Raw genomic sequence first — 19,203 nt, 5'->3', positions numbered from 1 at the left:
TGAATTGAGGAGACAGCAATGAGTAGCGGTCGTATCATTCAGATCATCGGCGCGGTTATCGACGTCGAGTTTGAACGCAACAGCGTTCCTAAGATCTATGACGCTCTACAGGTTGATGGCACTGAAACTACTTTAGAAGTTCAGCAACAACTTGGTGATGGCGTAGTTCGTACTATTGCAATGGGTTCTACTGAAGGACTTAAGCGTGGTTTGAACGCAACGAATACTGGCGCTCCAATCTCTGTACCTGTAGGTACTGCATGTTTGGGTCGTATCATGGACGTTCTTGGTCGCCCAATCGACGAAGCTGGTCCAGTTGCAACTGAAGCGCGTTTACCGATTCACCGTCAAGCACCTTCTTATGCTGAACAAGCTGCTTCTACTGACCTTTTAGAAACTGGTATTAAAGTCATTGACTTACTTTGCCCGTTTGCTAAAGGTGGTAAAGTTGGTCTGTTCGGTGGTGCGGGTGTTGGTAAAACCGTAAACATGATGGAATTGATCAACAACATCGCGAAAGCTCACTCAGGTTTATCTGTGTTTGCTGGTGTTGGTGAGCGTACTCGTGAAGGTAACGACTTCTATCACGAGATGAAAGATTCTAACGTTCTTGACAAAGTAGCAATGGTCTACGGTCAGATGAATGAGCCACCAGGTAACCGTTTACGCGTAGCGTTGACTGGTTTAACGATGGCTGAATATTTCCGTGATGAGAAAGACGAAAACGGCAAAGGTCGTGACGTATTATTGTTCGTAGATAACATCTACCGTTATACACTTGCGGGTACTGAAGTATCAGCATTGTTAGGTCGTATGCCGTCTGCTGTAGGTTACCAGCCAACTCTTGCAGAAGAGATGGGTGTTCTACAAGAACGTATTACTTCTACTAAGTCTGGTTCGATTACATCTATCCAAGCGGTATATGTACCTGCCGATGACTTAACAGATCCATCGCCTGCAACTACGTTCGCTCACTTGGACGCAACTGTTGTATTGAGCCGTGACATCGCATCTTCTGGTATTTACCCAGCGATCGATCCACTTGACTCAACTTCACGTCAGTTAGATCCGCTTGTAGTAGGTGCTGAGCATTACGAAATCGCTCGTTCAGTTCAAAACGTTCTTCAACGTTATAAAGAATTGAAAGACATTATCGCAATTCTTGGTATGGATGAATTGGCTGAAGAAGACAAATTGACTGTTTACCGTGCGCGTAAAATTCAACGTTTCTTCTCTCAACCGTTCCACGTAGCTGAAGTATTTACTGGTGCTCCTGGTAAACTCGTACCACTTAAAGAAACGATTCGTGGCTTTAAAGGTCTTCTAGCTGGTGAATACGATCACATCCCAGAACAAGCGTTCTATATGGTTGGTGGTATTGACGAAGTGATTGCTAAAGCTGAGAAACTTTAATTAGTTCCCTAATTTAGGAGATTCTCATGTCTACGATGCAATGTGATGTTGTCAGTGTTAAAGAGTCTTTGTACTCAGGCACTGTAACAATGCTAATCGCTAAAGGTGCTGGCGGTGAACTGGGTATTATGCCTGGTCATGCTCCGTTGGTAACTTTACTTAAGCCGGGCGCGATTCGCGTTCTGCTTGAGAACGGTACAGAAGAGTTAATCTATGTATCTGGTGGTGTACTTGAAGTTCAACCGCATGTTGTTACGGTTCTAGCAGATACTGCTGTCCGTGCAGAAAACTTAGATGAAGCTGCAATTATTGAAGCACGTAAAAATGCTGAAAACTTGCTTGCAAATCAAAAGAGCGATTTGGACGCTGCTGCTGCTTTGGCTGCTCTTGCAGAAACTGCTGCTCAGTTGGAAACCATCCGCAAAATCAAAAACCGCGCTCAATAAGACGCAGTTTGAGATTGAAGAACCGTCCGAAAGGGCGGTTTTTTATTTATAAAAATTGTGTTTTTATAAACTGACTATACTCATCCCCTAAAGCCAATTCATAGTCTTTAAAAATTTTCCGACGATTCGATACTGTTGGCTGTTTGGTTTTTGGATTAAATCCTACTTTTTCAACTTCTTGCCAATATAGACCAGTCCCTCTTTTTTGCCACGATGGCAATTCATTAAAATTAATATCTCGGCTAAACAGAAGATCATGCTTTTCTTGACGATTTAAGCCTTTGACTTGATGGGTTGCTTTTTTAACAGTCTCACCTTCTTTACGTAACATCCAATAACAATGTGCATTTAAAGCATTACGATGAGCATCTTCATGTCGCCAACGAAAATAGTCTTCAACAATTTTTGCATTGGGTAAAATACAAATTCGAGCATCAAAAGTTGCCATTTGCCCATGTGAAATACTGAATTTTGCACTGGCTTCAGCCGCCAATATCGAAATGATTTTCCGTGTTTTACGGTTGAAACTGTCATCCTTTAGATGAAAAAGCAGTGAAATTTCATCACTTTGTGTATAGCCATAAATGATGTTGAAACCACATTGCATTAAATGTGCAGTGGTTTCGACCATCAAATCTCTAAAGCGAATATCAAAAGGTGCTTCAAATTGCCAAATTTCTTTGGTCAATCGTGTAAACCCCTTTCCATCAAGCCGTACCACAATATATTGTTCAGGAGGTACACAAAAATCATAAGCTGTTTCATATACACGTAAGCGAGTATCTAAATCATCAAATCTCATGAGGTTGTTCTCGAATTGCTAAAAGTTGTATGGAAAATTGCTGATTTTCTATAATTTTAACTTTATAAAGTTCATCAAAACCTTCCTGAAGTGAAGGCAGTTCAAATTTTTTAGCTGTTGCAAGTACACCTTGATCAGGAATTCGTTCTTTACCTAATCGTTGTCGGTTGCGTTCTAATGCGTTATCTAGCGATGTTTCAAAATAATAATTCACAATATGAAAACCTGCATTTTTCGCTTTTTCAATATAACGATGACGATCTATTTGGCTCATGTTGGTATTATCAATGACACATTTACTTTTACTTTCAAGACAGGCTTCAAATAGTATTTTTTCACGATGACGCGTTTTTAGCATGTCTAAATTTAGACGTAAGTGGGTTTTATAAAAATATTCTTTATAAAATGTCGATTTACCAGATGCTTGTAAGCCTGTAAAAATAATTAGTTGCATATTTAAGTAGATAATTTTCAATATTTTTGATTAGAACATGCATTTCTGAATAAATATAGCGCAATATTTTAAGCACAAAAATGAATACAGCTAAAGTTGCATTCATTGCTGTTCTATTTTGCAGTATGTTAATGATCAAAATAAATTTTAGAATATTCACCATGAAAATGATTGAACAACAAGCCCATTTTTGGGAGCTTTATCAGGATAATGAACATTATTATCTCAGTGTTGCTATTGATATGAGCTCTGTTGTCTCTTGTTGGTACTTGTATTTAAGTCAGACAGAAGCCAACTTATATCAAAATGAAGGTCGGCAAATGGTCGATGATTTGGTACAAAAAATTGTGCAAGAAACATATCGAGGTGATTTTTTATATGTAGAGACCAGACAAGTCTCAGATGTCATTCAACAAGCAATGCTGAATGCTTATAAAATCCAAAGCTAATTTGATGTTAAGAAAATTTATAGGACTTTCTTAACATCATGCAGCGTTGAGTTTGCTTGGAGCTTATTCGCTATTTTGTTCGTTATTATTTGATGTACCTTTAGGAATCATCATTCCTGCAAGTTTGATCATTTCAGATTGGATTGTTCCCATTTGTTTTTCAATTTTATCAAAATCAATTTTTGTAAAATCAACTTCACCATTGAGTAATGCTGAGTTTAATACCTGTTTATTGGCTGTTAAAACTTGTTGGCGCATCTGGTCAATTTCTTGGCTTTTTAAATCTAAAGAAATCAAAGCAGTATTAAAACCTTGTAATTCACGACTTAGATTTTTAGCTGTTTCTTGCAGTTGTGTTTGGTCTTTTTGTTGAATTGCTGTTTCTAAATCAGTTTGTGCTTGTTGGAGTTTAGCGATGTAATCCCCAGTTTTTAACTGAACATCGGCAACATCACGTGCAATATAAAACATATTGCCACTTTTTAAATTTTCATTGTTTTTCGTTGTTTCAGAAGCAATGATTTCTTCGTCTTGTGAGGGTTTTTGTTGGTTTTCCTCAGTATCATATTTGGATGAAACCTGTTCGGATGAGTCCGCATTTTGTTCAGGTTCAGCCGCTTGATTACACCCTAGCAATGTCATGCCAGAAGCAAAAATAAAAAAGGGGAGAATTGCACCTTGTAATAGCTTTTTCATTGCATCCAAATTCAAAAAATCTTATGAATTTCAATATAAGGCTGAAATATGGATAAATGTAGGATTGTTGCAAAGTGACAACAGTTTTCTTGGTCCAGCAATCATTTTTAAATAATAAAAAGAGATGAACATCGTCATCTCTAATGTAGAACAGTATTTTAAATGATTGAACTTAGGCTTTGGCAAGTTCAGCTTCGATTGCCTGTAAGATACGAGGGTCATCAGCCGTAATATCAGGCGCAAAACGAGCGACCACTTCGCCATGTTTATTGACTAAGAATTTTTCAAAATTCCATAAAACTTCGGGTTTTGCATTTGGGGTTAAACCATAATCGACAAGGTCTTTCCACCATGGACCTTCACCAATACGTTCTGGAATAGCGTGAATCAGTGTTTCATAGAGCGGATGTTTATCATCACCTGCGACTGAAATTTTAGCAAATAATGGAAAATGCACATCATAAGTGAGTGAGCAAAATTGTTGAATTTCTTCATTCGTTCCTGGTTCTTGTGCCAAGAAATTGTTTGCTGGGAAGCCTAAAATTTCTAAACCTTGATCTTTTTTACTTTGATACAGTTTTTCTAAGCCTTCATATTGTGGTGTTAAACCACATTTTGAGGCAACATTGACCAAGAGTAAAACCTTACCTTCATATTGGTTTAAACTGAGATCATTGCCATCAATCGTTTTCACTGGAATGTCATAAACCGATGTGCTCATTTTATTGTCCTAATGTCATTTTAAAGAAATAGTCTTGTTTAATGTTGTAGCGATTATTCACATTTTCAGCAAGCTCTAATTTAGAGAATCTTACAATTTAAGACAAATAGATCAGATGATGATCTATATGGGTTAAGTCAAAATATTTATTTAAAATAAGCTTTTAACTTAAGCTGACATTGAGCATAAAGTTTTTTATCTCTCAAGTAGTTGAGTCGGTGTTTGTCCTGTATAACGCTTAAAAAACTCAATAAAACTTGAGCTTTGTTTATACCCTAACTCTAAACTAATTTTTTTAATCGACTGTCCATGATGTAACTGCATGATGGCATAGACAATTTTACTGCGATTACGCCATTCTGAAATTGACATCGACAGTTCACGTTGACTTAGCCTTAAGATATGCCGTTCACTCAGCTCAAATTCTGCCAAAATTTGCTGTAGTGTTTCAGAAAATCGAGCCGAATCTGCTAGTTTTTTTAAAATCGGCTCTAAAATAGGATGATGACTTTGAGGTAAATATTGATCATAACACGGTGCAAAAGTCAGTTGATCTAACAGTATTTGTAATAAATGTTGATGATAATGTTCAGAATATTGTGAACTTTTTTGATGAGTTAAAATTTCATGAACAGTTTGCCTTAAAAATGGTTGTACAGTTAAGGTCTGGCAGCGTGTTGAAAATTGATCACATAACTGTGGATGCAAACGAATACAAATATAATGCGTCACGTGTTGATCAAGCGCAATTGAACAATGCTCAGTTTGTGGTGGAATCCAAATGCCATAACTGGGTGGCGATAAATAGATTTTCCCATTGATAGAAAACTCTAATAAGCCATTGAGGCTAAAGTTGAAATCTCCCCATAAACAACTATGGGGAGTAATTACATCATTTTTTTTATAATGAAACTCTTCAATTTCAATCCATTGACTGAGCTGAAACATATTTTCAAGCACAAGTATATTTTCCAAAGTTATGAGTTTTCACAGCTAATTTTAGGATTGTTTAATCCACGTGACCAAGTGAAAATTGAAATGAGCGCTAAAATGATAAAACTCAGTACACTATATAATAAAATGTTGGCATTGAAATGATCGACAATATAACCACCAAACAAAGAACCTGTCGCGATCATAACTTGAAAGAAACCAACAAATAAAGGCATACCTTTTTCGACAGCCTGAGGTGCGTGTACAAACATCCAAATATTGGCTGTCGTTGGAAATGCGCCAAAGGAGAAACCCCATAATGCAGTAAAAATAATCGCCCCTATTTTATAGATGGCAAAAACAGGAAAGCAGAAGTAAACAATAGCAAAACATAGGCTGACAAAAGCAAAGGTATAACGTACATTAATATTGCTGCTATAACCTGCAAAGGCATTACCAAAAATACCTGCCACACCGTAAAGTAATAACAAATAACTGATGGTTGAGCCGTCAAAGCCTGCTACATTTTTAAAGAAGGGTGCTAAGTAACTATAAGACGAAAAATGAGCTAAGCCGACTAAAAGTATAATAATTAAACCTTTACGTGCTTTGGGTTCTCGTAATAATGCAGGTAGGTCACGAAAATGGATAGCTGAGCTTGGTTTAAGTTGTGGTAAGAAAAAGATTTCTAAGGCTAAAACGACAGCTCCGACTATAGCGGTTAACAAAAATGCAGTTCGCCAACCAAAAAACTCGCTGAGCCATGTCCCAATAGGCACACCTAAAACTGTAGCCAAAGTGACACCTGCCATGACAACAGCATTGGCTTTGGCAATCGGTAAATGCAAAGGAGCTAATTTTCCACTGAGTGCGATTGCCGTTGCCCAAAAGCCACCAATGGCAATACCTAAAATAAAACGACTGATTAATAAGAGTTCAAAACTATGTGAAATTGCTGTTATTAAGTTAGCAATGACCATAATTGCGGTCAGCCCGATGAGTAAATAACGTCGATCTAAGGTTTTGACAGAAATAGGAACAAGAGGGGCGGCTAAAGCAGCCATAATACCGGGTAAGGTGATCACTAAACCTGCTGTACCTACTGAAATGTTGAGATCAGTAGCAATTGCATTTAAAACACCAATAGGTAAAAACTCACTGGTTACAAGAGCAAAAGCAGTGACAGCAACTGTAATTAAAGCAAGCCAACTCCCATTAGAGGGTGTGGCGGGAGAGTCCTGAGAGTTAGAGAGAGAAGGATGTGTAGATTGCGGCATGGTCGTAACTCCTATGCGATTTATTATTAGCTATTTAATAGTGATCATTACAAAAATAAAATATTTGATTGAAAATACGATGTCAATTAATTTAATAATGATCGTTATAAAAAAATGTGGGAAGTTTATGAGCGAGATGAAAATTGAAAAAGATCAATCACAGGAAGATTTGACGGCAAAGCGCAAACGTGGTCGACCAAAATGTTTTAATGAGCAAGAGGCGTTACAAAAAGCGATGTTATTGTTTTGGGAATATGGCTATGAAGCGACTTCCATGAGTGATTTAACTCAAGCTTTAAATCTATCAGCACCTAGTATTTACAGTACTTTTGGCGATAAAGCACAATTATTTCAACATTGTTTAGAATATTATTTGCAACATGAAGCTTGTCCTATTGAGCCGATTTTTCAAACTGCAAAAACTGCAAAAATTGCTATAGAGTTATATCTATATGAAACGGTAAAACGCTTAGTACAAGATCATAAGCCAACAGGTTGTATGTTGGTCGTTGCTGCGATGAATTGTTCCGAAGAAAATCAATCTTTACAACAAGACTTATTACTCAAACGCCAACAAGTAAAAGAGAAGATTTATCAACGTTTGCAACAAGGAAAAGCCGTGGGTGATTTATCGATACATGCAAATGTACAGGAAATGACAGATTTTTATAGTACAGTGATTCAAGGTTTGACCATGCAAGCCAGAGATGGCGTCAGTAAGCAACAGTTAAACCAAGTGGTGGATTATGCCATGCAAACATGGCATGTCTTGATCAAAGAAAATTGATCTTGAGTAGGAACGGAAACGAAATTAGAGGGTAGTTGTCTAAATTTAGGTATAAATGTCTGAAATACGATATTTAAAACTTTTTAGACTTATCTACAATAAACCTTGCCTAACTTAGATAAGCTGAAGTGATGAACACAAAAAACACAACGATTTGGTGGGCATTTAGTTTGCCTATACTCGCTGTATTAATCTGGTCTATGAATATTGCAGTAACACGCTATGTTGCTGATTATATTACGCCTGTCAGTATTAGTTTTTATCGCTGGTTGGTTGCATTTATTATTTTAACTCCTTTTATGGCTAAAAAGGTGTTGCAAAACCGACATTTGATTCAGCAGCATTTTTGGCAATTTGCCATTTTAAGTGCTTTTGGTATGGTGTTATATCAAGGACTTGCTTATTCTGCGGCACATCATACCTCTGCTACAAATATGGGAATTATCAATGCATTTATTCCCGTATTTACCATTTTTGTTTCTATGTTTATTTTACGAGAAATTCCAAATCGTTTTGCAGTGATTGGAAGTATCTTGTCATTTTTTGGCTTAATTTATGTCATGGCACAAGGTGATTTTGCGAGTTTGCTCGGTTTAAGCGGGCATTCTGGTGATTTTGTTATGATTTTAGCCGTTTTTTTCTATGCCTTTTATGGGGTTTTTCTCAAAAAATGGCAACTCAAAGTGCCGCTTTTAATTAGTTTATACATTCAAATTGGTTTTGCCTTGGTGTATCACTTACCTTTTATTTTTTGGTTTGGTTTACAAGGCATTGATGCAAACAACGTTGCGAGCGTGTTATATGCTGGCATGTTCCCATCTTTAGTTGCACCGTTCTTTTGGATGTTGGCGGTTCAGTATCTTGGACCAAATAGAACCAGTATTTTTATGAATCTGATGCCTGTCTTTACTGCAATTATTGCATTCTTTTGGCTTAATGAAGCATGGACGATATATCACAGTATTGGTGGAGTGATTATTTTATTGGGTATTGTGTTAGCACAGAAAAAGACAGCTGTTGTAAATCCAATACAATCTGCAAAATAATGAGTGAAAAGTGGTCAATTGTTTAAGTTTTTTAATACTATTTTTGTATGATTTAATATCTAAAAAGTATGCTTTGAGGAAGTATTAAACTTTGACTTTGTTGTTTTAATAAAATTTGAAGCAAATATAACCATTTAATTTTATTGAAGCCCTCATGTTTTTGTCAAATTTATTTTGTATATAAGTCTCTTAAAATAAAGATGAAATTTGTATTAAATGGTGATTTGTAGCATAATAACTACATAGACAAGATATAGTGATTTTTCATTCATTATTGAATTGAGCTAAACAAATTTGTAATACCCTCTGGATGTGACAAACATCCTTTTTCATACTCAGCCTACCCTATATGGCTGAGTTTTTTTTTGCTTAATTTTGACCATGACTTAAATAAGAGCGCTTTTAAAAACGCTCCATTTGATACATTTATACGATAGGGCAAGACCAATTTAGGCGCGAATAACTTCACCTGTGATTGCATCTAAAATACGACTTGGTTCTTGGCTTAAGCCTAAGTCACCGTTGAGATAATTTGGTTCAGAACCAAAGTAACGGTTCACTTCTTGTAATGAGCGAGCTGGTTCTGCACCAGCAGCATTAGCGCTAGTCGACACAATAAACCCACCAAAAGCATTGCATAACGCGATACATAACGGATGTGTTGTAACACGAACAGCCACTTTAAGATGACTACCTTTGATCCATTGTGGAATATTATGATCAGCAGGAAGTAGCCAAGTTGTTGCGCGTTCATTTTGACTGCGATGTGTCCAAGTTTCAATGATTTGTGTACGAATTTTGGGGTCTAAGTTTTGCAATAAATGTTCTACTTGTGAAATTTGTCCTGCAAGTAAAATGACACCTTTTTCAATTGGGCGTTGTTTTAAACGTAAAATTTCTGAAAATGCTTGTTCATTCATTGGGTCGCAACCTAAGCCCCACACTGCTTCTGTTGGATAGGCAAGGACTTGACCTTGACGTAAAACTTGTGCAGCTTCAGCAACTGAGGTTGTAATCATGGATATTCACCTTGTCCTAGAGAAAGAACTATTGTGAACCTTAATGGCTAACTCGGCAACGTAAGTATAAACCTGATTGTTGAATACACATTCCTAATAGCTCTAATTCCATTAAATATCCAGTCAAAATAGCGACATCTAAATTTAATTTTTGATGCAAAGTATCAAGATCCTGCCCAATCCAATCAAGTTGTTGGTAAAGTTGAAAGAGATGTTCTTCTAAAATAGGATCTTGCTCAACTATAGATTTTGGTTGATTATTTTGACAATGCCATTGAGTTGGAAGTGCTAAATCTTCAATAATTTGTTCAGGATGATCAACTAAAATAGCACCTTCACGAATGAGTTGATGACAACCTTGATGGTAGTCACTATAAATATGTCCTGGAATAGCAAAGATGAATTTTCCTTGTTCCGCAGCAGCTTGAGCAGTAATGAGCGAACCACTTTGTAGGGCAGCTTCTGCAACTAAAACACCTAAACTCAACCCACTCACAATACGATTTCTTCTTGGGAAATTTGCTTTTAATGGAGGCGTATTGGGTAAGAAAAGTGAAATAACTGTGCCTGAATTTTCTAAAATTTGGCTGTGTAACTGACGATTTTGGCTTGGATAAATTTGCTCTAAACCTGTACCAATCACCGCAATGGTACGTGAATTTTTGAGTGCGCCAGTGTGTGCGGCTGCATCTATTCCTTCGGCTAAACCACTGGTAATAAAAAATCCTTTTTCACTTAAATAATAAGCAAAATCATAAGCAACTTGTTTGCCATGTGGGCTAGGTTTGCGACTACCAACGATCGCGACTTGTGGTTGTGTTAAATTCTGCCAAACACCTTGACCAAATAAAATAGGTGGATGATCTGAATAGGGGAGTAACTGTTGAGGATAGTGGTGATCTGTATCTAGAAGAATAAAATCACAATATTGTTTTAATTTTTCTAAGCATTGTTCAAACGTAATTTGTCCTGAGTGTGTTAAAAAATCTGTGGCACGTTGAATATGATTTTTATGAATATGTGTTTCAGACCAACGCACCAGATTTTCAGGCGCAACCGCTTGAGAAATAGAACCAAAGAATATTTCTAATTTTCTAAAAGCGAGATTTGAATGTTGAACCAAATACCATAATTTGATGGTATCTAATTGCTCATCAGATATAAAGTTCAACATGGTCAAATCACATTTTTAGTTTTTATTAGTCTTCGGCAATAGCAGGTGTTTGAATTGCTGCACCGACTTTAATTGGTAAAGCACTGTCTAACACATAAGCATAGCTAAAACGGTTAAATGTTTTAAATATCATCACTGTTGCGACATTTTGGTTAGGTAGCTTCACTGTTTCTTTGGTTTTAGGATCACGAACAAGTTCACCTTGTTGGTAGACACTAAACACTTGTCCAGCTTTTGCACCATCTTGACTACCACGATCAAGAGTAACTACACCATGTACTGCTGCTGTTCCAATAGAACCTTGAACACGTACAACTTTACCGCCTGTAAGCACTTCATTTTTTGCAGTTGGATAAAAAATAGTTGGCAAGCTAGCATCGTAAACAGGTAATACATAATCACCATTACGAACTTCAGCATTATAACTATCTGTTAATTCTAAGGTAGTAACATCATTTTCACCTGCAACAGCAACAGCCGAAGCAACCTCTGTGAGTTCTTGACCAGCATTATATTTTTTACCATTTGCATCTACAAATAGATAAGGTTCAGCTTGACGGTAAACGCCATAACGTTGCCCAACATTTAAGCCATTTCCTCGTGCGTAAACAATTTGCCCCGCGCCTGTGATCACACGGTTATCTGCTGCACCTAAGATGTAAGGCACACCAACTAATGATTCAGGAGAAATAATAATACTATGTTCTAACCAAGGTTTAATATCCGCACCTGAAATCACTGGAATTGTATTGCCAATAGATTCAACACGAACTTGTGGACGTATAGATCCTCCACCTTGATGGCGACGAATAATCCCTTCACAACCATCACCTTCATCTACACCAATCAATGGGCGACCATTGAGTGTACAGAGAAGTAATTTATCACCAGGGTAAATCCAATGAGGATTTTTTACATGACGGTTGCTTGCCCAAATCTCACGCCAACGCCAAGGCTTGCTGAGAAAACGTCCCGAAATATCCCACAGTGTATCACCGCGTTTCACCACATAAACATGTGGTGCATTGGCTTTAAGTGAAGGCGGATTTTGGTTTGGACTTGGTGCTGCGTGTGCAACATCCACTATCGCAACACCTGCGCTGACGCAGAGAGCCACAGCCAAAACCTGCTTTTTAAACCCCGTGGCATTAAACTTAGTGCCGTTGAAAAACTTTATCATTATCATAATTCCTGAAATTATGCGTATAAATACGTTATAATATGCATCTTACACATTTTTATTTGATGAAGCATATTCTTCATTTAGTATTTTAGATCAATGGCATAGCAAGTGAGGATAAGTATGGCCTTATTACCTATTTTAAGTTTTCCTGATCCCCGTTTGCGCACCATTGCAAAACCTGTCAATGAAGTGACGGAGGAAATCCGTCAGCTTGCAGCGGATATGTTTGAAACCATGTATGCAGCACCAGGTATTGGCTTAGCTGCAACACAAGTAGATCATCACATTCAGCTTATCGTTATGGATTTGTCTGAAAATAAAGATCAACCGATGGTATTCATTAACCCCAAAGTGACTCCGCTCACAGAAGACACTCTTCCTTATGAGGAAGGATGCTTATCTGTGCCCCAAATATACGATAAAGTTGAACGCCCGTCACGTGTCAAAATCGAAGCACTCAATTTAGAAGGTGAAACTTTTGAAATTGAGGCAGATGATTTGCTCGCTGTGTGTATCCAACATGAAATCGACCATTTAAATGGTAAATTATTTGTAGATTATTTGTCACCATTAAAACGTCAACGTGCACGTGAAAAAGTTGAAAAAGTGCTCCGTCAACGTGAAAAACAGAAAGTTCCTGCACGTCGCTAGTTGAAAAATAGTGATTGATGAATAAAAACCCAATTTCGATTGGGTTTTGTTATACTGAGCAAGAGAAAATGTTGGGATAAACATGTTGTTGCGAAATGGGTTGCTGCTGAGTGCTTTAGCAGTATGTTTACAGATTGCTGTATTTCTACAGCCTTTATTGCCGAAGCAATATCAAATTGCACCGGTCTGTGAAACAATTTCGCAATTATTATTACAACCCGTTGCTCAGCAAAAGCATATAACAGCTCATTCTTCTATACATCATCATATTTTGCAGGTTGAACAACCTGTTCATGCGCACGATCACCATGATCCAAATCATCAATGCCAATACTGCACAGTATTTGGTAATTTGATTTTGCCGCCTAATTTAGAAATTAAAGAAGTGCTTGTGCGTATACAAGTACGTTTAGTTGCATTTCAAAAAACATTTCGACATGTTTATTTTGTTTTACAACGTTTATTTCTGATCCCACAAGGTCGAGCCCCGCCACTTTTCGCTTAAATCTAATATTTTTTCTGGGTCTTTGTAGGCTCCAGTTTAGTTTTGTTTAAAATTTAAGTGAGAAATTAAGATGGCTCAGCCAAAATTCTTTTTACAGCCTTTGACGGCTGCGATTTGTGTTGCGTGTTATTCTGGAAGTATTCAGGCACAACAAATAGATACTGAACATAATGTCCAACAATTAGCCCCTGTTGTGATGACTGCACAAAAAGCCAATGATGCAAATGGTCTGATTATCCGTACAGATCCTAAACAGCCGATTCAGCCTGTGCCTGCAACAGATGGAGCAGACTATTTACAAAGTATTGCAGGCTTTAGTTCAGTTAAAAATGGTGGAACAAATGGCGATGTGACTTTCCGTGGTATGTTTGGGTCACGTATTAAAATCTTAACTGACGGAACAGAAAATTTAGGTGCATGCCCATCACGTATGGATGCGCCAACATCTTATATTCAGCCTGAAAGTTTTGACCGTATTACCGTCACTAAAGGTCCTCAAACAGTTCAATATGCAAATACAGGTTCTGCTGCAACGGTTATTTTTGAGCGCCAAAAACCTAAATTATCTGAAGATCAGTCTTATTTCGGGCAAGCGAGTGTATTACTAGGTTCATATGGTCGCTTAGATCAAAATATTGAAGCAGTTGCAGGGGATGAGCAAAAATATATTCGCCTGAATGCAAATCGTTCAGAATCTAATAGTTATGAAGATGGAAATGGCGATAAAGTTCCTTCGGCATGGGAGCGTTGGAATACAGACGTAGCTTTAGGTTGGACACCTGATGCAAATACATGGTTTGAGCTGAGTGCAGGTAAGTCAGATGGTGAGGCACTTTATGCTGGGCGTGATATGGATGGCTCACAATTTGCCCGTGAAAGTTTGGGATTGCGTTTTGAAAAGAAAAACTTGACTGATGTGATTAAAAAAGTCGAAGGGCAGGTGAACTATAGCTATAACGACCATGTGATGGATAACTTTAGACTACGTACCCCACCATTGATGGAAATGGAGCATGATGGGCATAAAATGAATATGCCGAATCCTTCTGAAATGCAAGTGACACGTCGTACGCTAAATTCACGACTTGCAGTAACGTCTGAATGGGACAAACTGAGTTTAATTACAGGTGTAGATACGCAACAAAATCATCATGCAGGCAGTATGAAGTCGATGATGATGAATATGCCTTTAACAACCAACATGAAATTTAACTCTTATGGTGCTTTTGGTGAACTTGGTTATAAGTTGAATGACCGCTATAAATTGGTGTCTGGTGCGCGTATTGACCAAGTTAAAATCGAGGCATTACAGTTAAATGAGGATCGTAAAGAGACTTTACCAAGTGCATTTATCCGTTTAGAAAGTCAACATCCTGAACATGATGCTAAAACTTATATTGGTTTAGGTTATGTTGAGCGTGTTCCTGATTATTGGGAGTTGTTTAGTACTGCGCATGGTAACTCAGGCATGCCAACACCAACTTTTAATGATTTGGATACTGAAAAAACCTTGCAATTAGATCTCGGTTATCAACATCAACATGGTGCATTAAAGTCATGGGCATCTGCTTATGCAGGCTTGGTCAATGACTATATCTTAATGAGCTATCATAATCATGCAACAGGTGGACATGGGCATGGATCATCATTTAGTGCCAGTGCTAAAAATGTTGATGCAACCATTGCAGGTGCAGAAGCAGGTATCGGTTATGACTTTACTGATGCGATCCAAGCAGATGTAAGTGCTATGTATGCATGGGGTGAAAATACCGATACGCATAAGCCATTACCACAAATTGCACCTTTAGAAGGGCGTTTAAATGTTCGCTATGTACAAGATAAATATACATTTGGACTACTTTGGCGAGTTGTTGCAAAACAGGATCGTATCAGTCTACACCAAGGTAATATCGTCGGTTATGATATGAATGAAAGCAAAAGCTTTAATACACTTGCCCTCAATGCCTCTTATAACCTTGCTAAAGACATTAATATCGCTGTAGGTGTAGATAATGTTTTTGATAAAGCCTATACAGAACATTTAAATAAAGCTGGAAGTTCAGGTTTTGGTTTTGCCAGTGAAGAGCAGTTCAATAATATTGGACGTAATTATTGGGCACGTATGAGTATGAAATTTTAAATCAGTTTTGCCTAAACGCTAGAAAAAGAAGCCATTGTTTTTAAATGATGGCTTCTGTCACAATAGATAAAAATAAAGTATTCAAGTAAAAATATGACGATCAATATTGATGAAATCGCACGTGTACTCGCATCTTGTAAAGAATATGAAATTTTAGAATTACATTGGGATGAACATCGTAAACAGCAATTAAAGATCGCTTTACAACAATATACCTCAGAACCTTTTTGTGTTTATCGCTTAATTCGCAAAGAACAGGGTAATACAATTTATTTATTATGCTTGGCATCATATCAGCCTACAAAGGCTTGCGAGTCAGAATATAGTCCAGTCAGTTTTTTTAGGCGAAGTGTGCCTTTTCTTTTATTATTTGCTATTTTTTTAATGACAGCATTTTTTGCCAGATACAAAGATTCATTTTTATCCGCGACCTTTTTGATTAGCCTGCCTTTTGTGATGGGCGCTTTATTTGAATATCTACGCAGCATAAGTAGTAAACGTGTTGCAAGCATTAAAAATGTCTTAAAAACTCAATTGTGGGTTATGTTTATTTTATTGATCACCAGTGTTTTTGTCCTGAAAGAAGGGACGATTTGTGTGATCATGGCATTTCCATTGCTTTTTTTGGCTCTTGTAAGTGGTGCATTACTCATGCGAAGTGTGTGTAATTATCTCTGGCAGCCAACAACAAAAATCTATTCTTTGGCTTTGCTGCCATTTTTATTGCTTTATTTTTTACCACAACATGCCAGTGATCATTTTGGAACTGTTGAACGGGAAATGATTATTTATGCGCCTCAAACAGAGGTTTTTCGTGCAATTCATCAGATTGGTCAGATTAAAGCTGAAGAAGTTCCTAAAAGCTTTATTTTTACCATGGGATTTCCAAAACCGATTTTCGGTAAGACGGAACAAAAAGCTGAAGGAATTGTACGTACGATCGAATGGGAGCGTGGTGTTAAATTTGAAGAAAAAGTATTAGCAAATTATCCACCTTATTTACTGAGTTGGGATTACACATTTAACAAAGATTCATTTCCTAAAGGCTCTTTGGATGATCATGTTGAAATTGGTGGACAATATTTTGATTTGCTTAAAACAGATTATCAGCTTGAAAAAATTGATGATCAAACAACCAAACTTATTTTAACAATAGATTATCGAGTTTCGACTGAGTTTAATTGGTATAGCAAAGTTTGGATTGATTATGTTTTAGCTGAGTTTAGTGATGTGGTGATGACCATTCATAAAAATAGATTGGAGCATCGTTAATTCAGTAATACGACTGTAGTTGAAAACTTACAGTCGTATTATTACCTAAAACGATTCACTATTGATGCATACTTGCAAGTTGTTTGCTTTGTTCTTGATAAAACTCAAGACCGACTTTTTGCATTGTACGACCATGATGACGTAAGAAGTGATCTAAGTGTTTAGATTTCTTAGCGCCTGTATAAAGTAAAACATTTTTAATCAACAGATAATAAGCAAACCAAGAAGCTGAACGTGGTTTCAAACCTAAACTTTGCATTTTATTTCGACCAATAAAAAATTGGGTTAATTGAAGATGCTGTCGATATGCCAGCTTTTGTTGTAAAAGCGGAAAATAACGATATTGACGTTCAAAGGGTTCTTTGGACAGACTAGACCCTAAAGCACGGCTTGATTCATCTGCTTGAGGATGGGCGAAACGCATCCAGTACATAAATTTCCAACCTTGGTATTCCTGATCAACCAACCATTTTTCATCTATGCCCATTAACCAACCTACATATTTCCAAAAATGTAAAAAACTTTCTTTCTCTTCTTGATTTGGAAATATACCTAAAGCACGAATACCAATTAATACGACACCACTAAATGCAATATTCGTCATGGCTTGATCATACTGATTAATCGGAGTCCCCCAAGTTTTTGCATCCCATTTTTCTGACTGACTTAAGTGATAACGGACTAAAGCGTGAATAAAACGCACATAAATTGTAGAAGTAAAGCCTGCATTAAAACGTTCAAAGGCATGAGGTTCTGTAATATCGATCCACCATTTATTGGTTTCAGCCAATCGTTTACCTGCATATTTTTTTAATGCACCTGTTAAAATCAACGGTTGATTAAATCCAGGGTATAAATAACCTGTCATTAAAGCCAAATCACGCAAGATAAAACTATTGTTGACTCCAAGACGATAAGTAAATTCTAAAGCCTGATCTATTTTCTTTTGATCATACCAAGAGGGTTTTGCTTGAACGACATTAAAAAAATGAGTGAGCTCAGAGATCTCGTGAGGTAAATGATCCAAACCTTGATACAGCGCAGTTTCAAAATATTGACGATGTTGACGAGGGTTTAATATGACCCATTTTATTAGGTGATCCATCTCTACATCACCTGTATGTAAGGCTTTCGCTAAAGACAGATACTCTTGGTATGACGGTTCTACTTTTTCACCGATCAAATAACTCATCATTTTAGCTTTTAAATGAGGTGTTACCATCGCTTGAAATGGCATCAAACGTTTAGGAATTGTTATTGTTTGCATTTTCTCAGAATTCCACTTATTGTTTGATTTAACTCTAATATGAATAATTATTCGCATTCAATTCGCATTTGGAAAATGTGTTTATGAGAAAAAGACCACAACAACAAAGAGCTAAAATTATTGTTGAGACGATTCTTGAAGCAACACAATTATGTATTGCTGAACAAGGTTTATTACAAGTTACAACACCTAAAATTGCTGAAAGATCAGGTGTGAGTGTTGGTTCGATTTATCAATATTTTGAAAACAAAGATGAGATTATCCAAGAATTATTAAGTCGAAAAAGTGAAAGTTTAGGTTTAGCGTTAAAGCAAATTGCGATGTCACAAAAAGGGCAAGCCTTAGAAGAAATCATTCCTCTTAGTATTCAATTCGGTTTTGACATGATGAAAGCCGATAATGGCTTTTTTATGGAAATTTTGAAAAATTGGCATGGTTACAACAATTCAGAGGCTTCACAAATTTTAGAAAAACACTTCTATGAGGTAGGACTTTATGTGTTTAGCCGTTTTTTTACTCATTGGGATTTCGAAACTTTAAAAAATAAATCCTTTATCATCATTAATAGTACGCTTTTTACCATGATGAGATATGCGAGTCATAATAATTTTTTAATTACAGAACAACAACTTAAACAAGAATTAGCACTAATGATTTTGGCATATTTAAAAGAAAAATAACGAAAATAAAATTTTAAAATATATTTTATATATAAAACAATGACTTATATTTTTGTTGGTTTGAAATATAAACACATAGAAAATTAAATTTCCAAAAGGGGTTGCGTCGCATCTGAAATGCTGTAGAATGCACATCCATCGGCGGTAATGAAGATTAAAACTTCTGATAAAACAATGACTTGGTTGAATTGATTGAGTTGGGTTTTAGAGAGAAGGGTTAAAAATAATTTTCATTATTAGTTGACTTTCTAGAGATAGAGAGTAATATAGCCGACCTAGCTTGCTGCT

General features: G+C 36.7%; 20 protein-coding genes. 10 read left to right on the top strand and 10 right to left on the bottom strand.

Features of this window, described 5'->3' with window-relative positions:
* The first annotated feature begins 18 nt into the window (after positions 1 to 18).
* Entirely contained in the window at positions 19 to 1,413 is a 1,395-nt protein-coding gene (gene atpD / locus HX124_RS14700; protein ID WP_107008913.1) for a F0F1 ATP synthase subunit beta, read from the top strand.
* Positions 1,414 to 1,439: 26 nt separating this feature from the next.
* Positions 1,440 to 1,859, top strand: coding sequence for a F0F1 ATP synthase subunit epsilon (locus tag HX124_RS14695; protein ID WP_107008912.1), 420 nt, complete (start codon positions 1,440 to 1,442; stop codon positions 1,857 to 1,859).
* A gap of 46 nt (positions 1,860 to 1,905) precedes the next feature.
* Here the strand turns inward: HX124_RS14695 and HX124_RS14690 are convergent, their stop codons facing one another.
* Both HX124_RS14690 and HX124_RS14685 read right to left on the bottom strand, forming a co-directional pair.
* Positions 1,906 to 2,661: a tRNA(His) guanylyltransferase Thg1 family protein gene (locus HX124_RS14690; RefSeq protein WP_286383746.1), complete on the bottom strand. Its 756-nt coding sequence runs from the start codon at positions 2,659 to 2,661 to the stop codon at positions 1,906 to 1,908.
* Positions 2,651 to 3,115 (bottom strand): AAA family ATPase, encoded by a 465-nt coding sequence (locus HX124_RS14685; protein ID WP_286377924.1) that lies wholly within the window; start codon positions 3,113 to 3,115, stop codon positions 2,651 to 2,653. Before HX124_RS14685 ends, HX124_RS14690 begins: the two co-directional genes overlap by 11 nt.
* Positions 3,116 to 3,276: 161 nt before the next feature.
* On the opposite strand from HX124_RS14685, the gene HX124_RS14680 reads away from it, so the two are divergent.
* Entirely contained in the window at positions 3,277 to 3,564 is a 288-nt protein-coding gene (locus HX124_RS14680) for a hypothetical protein (protein WP_286383745.1), read from the top strand.
* A 63-nt stretch (positions 3,565 to 3,627) separates the two neighbouring features.
* Here HX124_RS14680 and HX124_RS14675 read toward each other — a convergent pair whose 3' ends face one another.
* The 4 genes from HX124_RS14675 to HX124_RS14660 all read right to left on the bottom strand — a co-directional run bounded on the left by HX124_RS14675 (position 3,628) and on the right by HX124_RS14660 (position 7,191).
* Positions 3,628 to 4,260, bottom strand: coding sequence for a PM1805 family lipoprotein (locus HX124_RS14675; protein ID WP_286383744.1), 633 nt, complete (start codon positions 4,258 to 4,260; stop codon positions 3,628 to 3,630).
* A 172-nt stretch (positions 4,261 to 4,432) separates the two neighbouring features.
* On the bottom strand, positions 4,433 to 4,981 hold the full coding sequence (locus tag HX124_RS14670; protein WP_107008907.1) for a glutathione peroxidase: 549 nt from the start codon (positions 4,979 to 4,981) through the stop codon (positions 4,433 to 4,435).
* A 195-nt stretch (positions 4,982 to 5,176) separates the two neighbouring features.
* The gene (locus HX124_RS14665) at positions 5,177 to 5,929 is read right to left on the bottom strand and encodes an AraC family transcriptional regulator (protein WP_286383796.1); all 753 of its coding nucleotides are present in this window, start codon (positions 5,927 to 5,929) and stop codon (positions 5,177 to 5,179) included.
* Between the two features lie 29 nt (positions 5,930 to 5,958).
* Entirely contained in the window at positions 5,959 to 7,191 is a 1,233-nt protein-coding gene (locus HX124_RS14660; RefSeq protein ID WP_286377921.1) for an MFS transporter, read from the bottom strand.
* Between the two features lie 136 nt (positions 7,192 to 7,327).
* Between HX124_RS14660 and HX124_RS14655 the strand changes: the two genes are divergently transcribed.
* Together HX124_RS14655 and HX124_RS14650 are read left to right on the top strand one after the other, a co-directional pair.
* Positions 7,328 to 7,978 carry a TetR/AcrR family transcriptional regulator gene (locus HX124_RS14655; RefSeq protein WP_286377997.1) on the top strand — a complete coding sequence of 217 codons (651 nt, stop codon included), beginning with the start codon at positions 7,328 to 7,330 and terminating at the stop codon, positions 7,976 to 7,978.
* Positions 7,979 to 8,109: 131 nt separating this feature from the next.
* Positions 8,110 to 9,024: a DMT family transporter gene (locus tag HX124_RS14650; RefSeq protein ID WP_286383743.1), complete on the top strand. Its 915-nt coding sequence runs from the start codon at positions 8,110 to 8,112 to the stop codon at positions 9,022 to 9,024.
* A 449-nt stretch (positions 9,025 to 9,473) separates the two neighbouring features.
* On the opposite strand, the gene tsaC is transcribed toward HX124_RS14650, so the two are convergent.
* Genes tsaC through HX124_RS14635 form a run of 3 tightly spaced genes read right to left on the bottom strand, consistent with a single transcriptional unit; the run spans position 9,474 to position 12,397 of the window.
* Positions 9,474 to 10,043, bottom strand: coding sequence for an L-threonylcarbamoyladenylate synthase type 1 TsaC (gene tsaC, locus HX124_RS14645; RefSeq protein WP_286383742.1), 570 nt, complete (start codon positions 10,041 to 10,043; stop codon positions 9,474 to 9,476).
* A gap of 40 nt (positions 10,044 to 10,083) precedes the next feature.
* Positions 10,084 to 11,217: a DNA-processing protein DprA gene (dprA, locus tag HX124_RS14640; protein ID WP_286383741.1), complete on the bottom strand. Its 1,134-nt coding sequence runs from the start codon at positions 11,215 to 11,217 to the stop codon at positions 10,084 to 10,086.
* Between the two features lie 25 nt (positions 11,218 to 11,242).
* Complete coding sequence (locus tag HX124_RS14635; protein WP_286383740.1) at positions 11,243 to 12,397, bottom strand: LysM peptidoglycan-binding domain-containing protein; 1,155 nt, start codon at positions 12,395 to 12,397, stop codon at positions 11,243 to 11,245.
* Positions 12,398 to 12,520: 123 nt separating this feature from the next.
* Between HX124_RS14635 and def the strand changes: the two genes are divergently transcribed.
* From def to HX124_RS14615, 4 genes are all read left to right on the top strand, one after another.
* Entirely contained in the window at positions 12,521 to 13,051 is a 531-nt protein-coding gene (gene def, locus HX124_RS14630; protein WP_107008900.1) for a peptide deformylase, read from the top strand.
* Between the two features lie 82 nt (positions 13,052 to 13,133).
* Positions 13,134 to 13,556 carry a DUF2946 family protein gene (locus HX124_RS14625; protein WP_286383739.1) on the top strand — a complete coding sequence of 141 codons (423 nt, stop codon included), beginning with the start codon at positions 13,134 to 13,136 and terminating at the stop codon, positions 13,554 to 13,556.
* A 70-nt stretch (positions 13,557 to 13,626) separates the two neighbouring features.
* Positions 13,627 to 15,696 (top strand): TonB-dependent copper receptor, encoded by a 2,070-nt coding sequence (locus HX124_RS14620; RefSeq protein WP_286383738.1) that lies wholly within the window; start codon positions 13,627 to 13,629, stop codon positions 15,694 to 15,696.
* A 93-nt stretch (positions 15,697 to 15,789) separates the two neighbouring features.
* Positions 15,790 to 16,968, top strand: a complete 1,179-nt coding sequence (locus HX124_RS14615) for a hypothetical protein (protein ID WP_286383737.1) — start codon at positions 15,790 to 15,792, stop codon at positions 16,966 to 16,968.
* 58 nt (positions 16,969 to 17,026) lie between these two features.
* Here HX124_RS14615 and HX124_RS14610 read toward each other — a convergent pair whose 3' ends face one another.
* Complete coding sequence (locus HX124_RS14610) at positions 17,027 to 18,235, bottom strand: oxygenase MpaB family protein (RefSeq protein WP_286383736.1); 1,209 nt, start codon at positions 18,233 to 18,235, stop codon at positions 17,027 to 17,029.
* Positions 18,236 to 18,318: 83 nt separating this feature from the next.
* Between HX124_RS14610 and HX124_RS14605 the strand changes: the two genes are divergently transcribed.
* On the top strand, positions 18,319 to 18,915 hold the full coding sequence (locus HX124_RS14605; RefSeq protein ID WP_286383795.1) for a TetR/AcrR family transcriptional regulator: 597 nt from the start codon (positions 18,319 to 18,321) through the stop codon (positions 18,913 to 18,915).
* The last annotated feature ends 288 nt before the right edge of the window (positions 18,916 to 19,203 follow it).

This window comes from Acinetobacter sp. 226-1 (genome assembly GCF_030329325.1).
GTDB lineage: Bacteria > Pseudomonadota > Gammaproteobacteria > Pseudomonadales > Moraxellaceae > Acinetobacter > Acinetobacter sichuanensis.
Note: the sequence above shows the minus strand (reverse complement) of the source record. Positions and strands in the feature narration are given on the sequence as shown.

Excerpts from the sequence above, each read along its gene's own strand:
- HX124_RS14650 (WP_286383743.1), top strand. The coding sequence starts at position 8,110 with ATGAACACAAAAAACACAACGATTTGGTGGGCATTTAGTTTGCCTATA.
- def (WP_107008900.1), top strand. The coding sequence starts at position 12,521 with ATGGCCTTATTACCTATTTTAAGTTTTCCTGATCCCCGTTTGCGCACC.
- tsaC (WP_286383742.1), bottom strand. The coding sequence starts at position 10,043 with ATGATTACAACCTCAGTTGCTGAAGCTGCACAAGTTTTACGTCAAGGT.
- HX124_RS14620 (WP_286383738.1), top strand. The coding sequence starts at position 13,627 with ATGGCTCAGCCAAAATTCTTTTTACAGCCTTTGACGGCTGCGATTTGT.
- HX124_RS14660 (WP_286377921.1), bottom strand. The coding sequence starts at position 7,191 with ATGCCGCAATCTACACATCCTTCTCTCTCTAACTCTCAGGACTCTCCC.
- HX124_RS14670 (WP_107008907.1), bottom strand. The coding sequence starts at position 4,981 with ATGAGCACATCGGTTTATGACATTCCAGTGAAAACGATTGATGGCAAT.
- HX124_RS14610 (WP_286383736.1), bottom strand. The coding sequence starts at position 18,235 with ATGCAAACAATAACAATTCCTAAACGTTTGATGCCATTTCAAGCGATG.
- HX124_RS14605 (WP_286383795.1), top strand. The coding sequence starts at position 18,319 with ATGAGAAAAAGACCACAACAACAAAGAGCTAAAATTATTGTTGAGACG.
- HX124_RS14675 (WP_286383744.1), bottom strand. The coding sequence starts at position 4,260 with ATGAAAAAGCTATTACAAGGTGCAATTCTCCCCTTTTTTATTTTTGCT.
- HX124_RS14680 (WP_286383745.1), top strand. The coding sequence starts at position 3,277 with ATGAAAATGATTGAACAACAAGCCCATTTTTGGGAGCTTTATCAGGAT.
- HX124_RS14625 (WP_286383739.1), top strand. The coding sequence starts at position 13,134 with ATGTTGTTGCGAAATGGGTTGCTGCTGAGTGCTTTAGCAGTATGTTTA.
- HX124_RS14655 (WP_286377997.1), top strand. The coding sequence starts at position 7,328 with ATGAAAATTGAAAAAGATCAATCACAGGAAGATTTGACGGCAAAGCGC.
- atpD (WP_107008913.1), top strand. The coding sequence starts at position 19 with ATGAGTAGCGGTCGTATCATTCAGATCATCGGCGCGGTTATCGACGTC.
- HX124_RS14685 (WP_286377924.1), bottom strand. The coding sequence starts at position 3,115 with ATGCAACTAATTATTTTTACAGGCTTACAAGCATCTGGTAAATCGACA.
- HX124_RS14690 (WP_286383746.1), bottom strand. The coding sequence starts at position 2,661 with ATGAGATTTGATGATTTAGATACTCGCTTACGTGTATATGAAACAGCT.
- HX124_RS14695 (WP_107008912.1), top strand. The coding sequence starts at position 1,440 with ATGTCTACGATGCAATGTGATGTTGTCAGTGTTAAAGAGTCTTTGTAC.
- dprA (WP_286383741.1), bottom strand. The coding sequence starts at position 11,217 with ATGTTGAACTTTATATCTGATGAGCAATTAGATACCATCAAATTATGG.
- HX124_RS14635 (WP_286383740.1), bottom strand. The coding sequence starts at position 12,397 with ATGATAAAGTTTTTCAACGGCACTAAGTTTAATGCCACGGGGTTTAAA.
- HX124_RS14615 (WP_286383737.1), top strand. The coding sequence starts at position 15,790 with ATGACGATCAATATTGATGAAATCGCACGTGTACTCGCATCTTGTAAA.
- HX124_RS14665 (WP_286383796.1), bottom strand. The coding sequence starts at position 5,929 with ATGTTTCAGCTCAGTCAATGGATTGAAATTGAAGAGTTTCATTATAAA.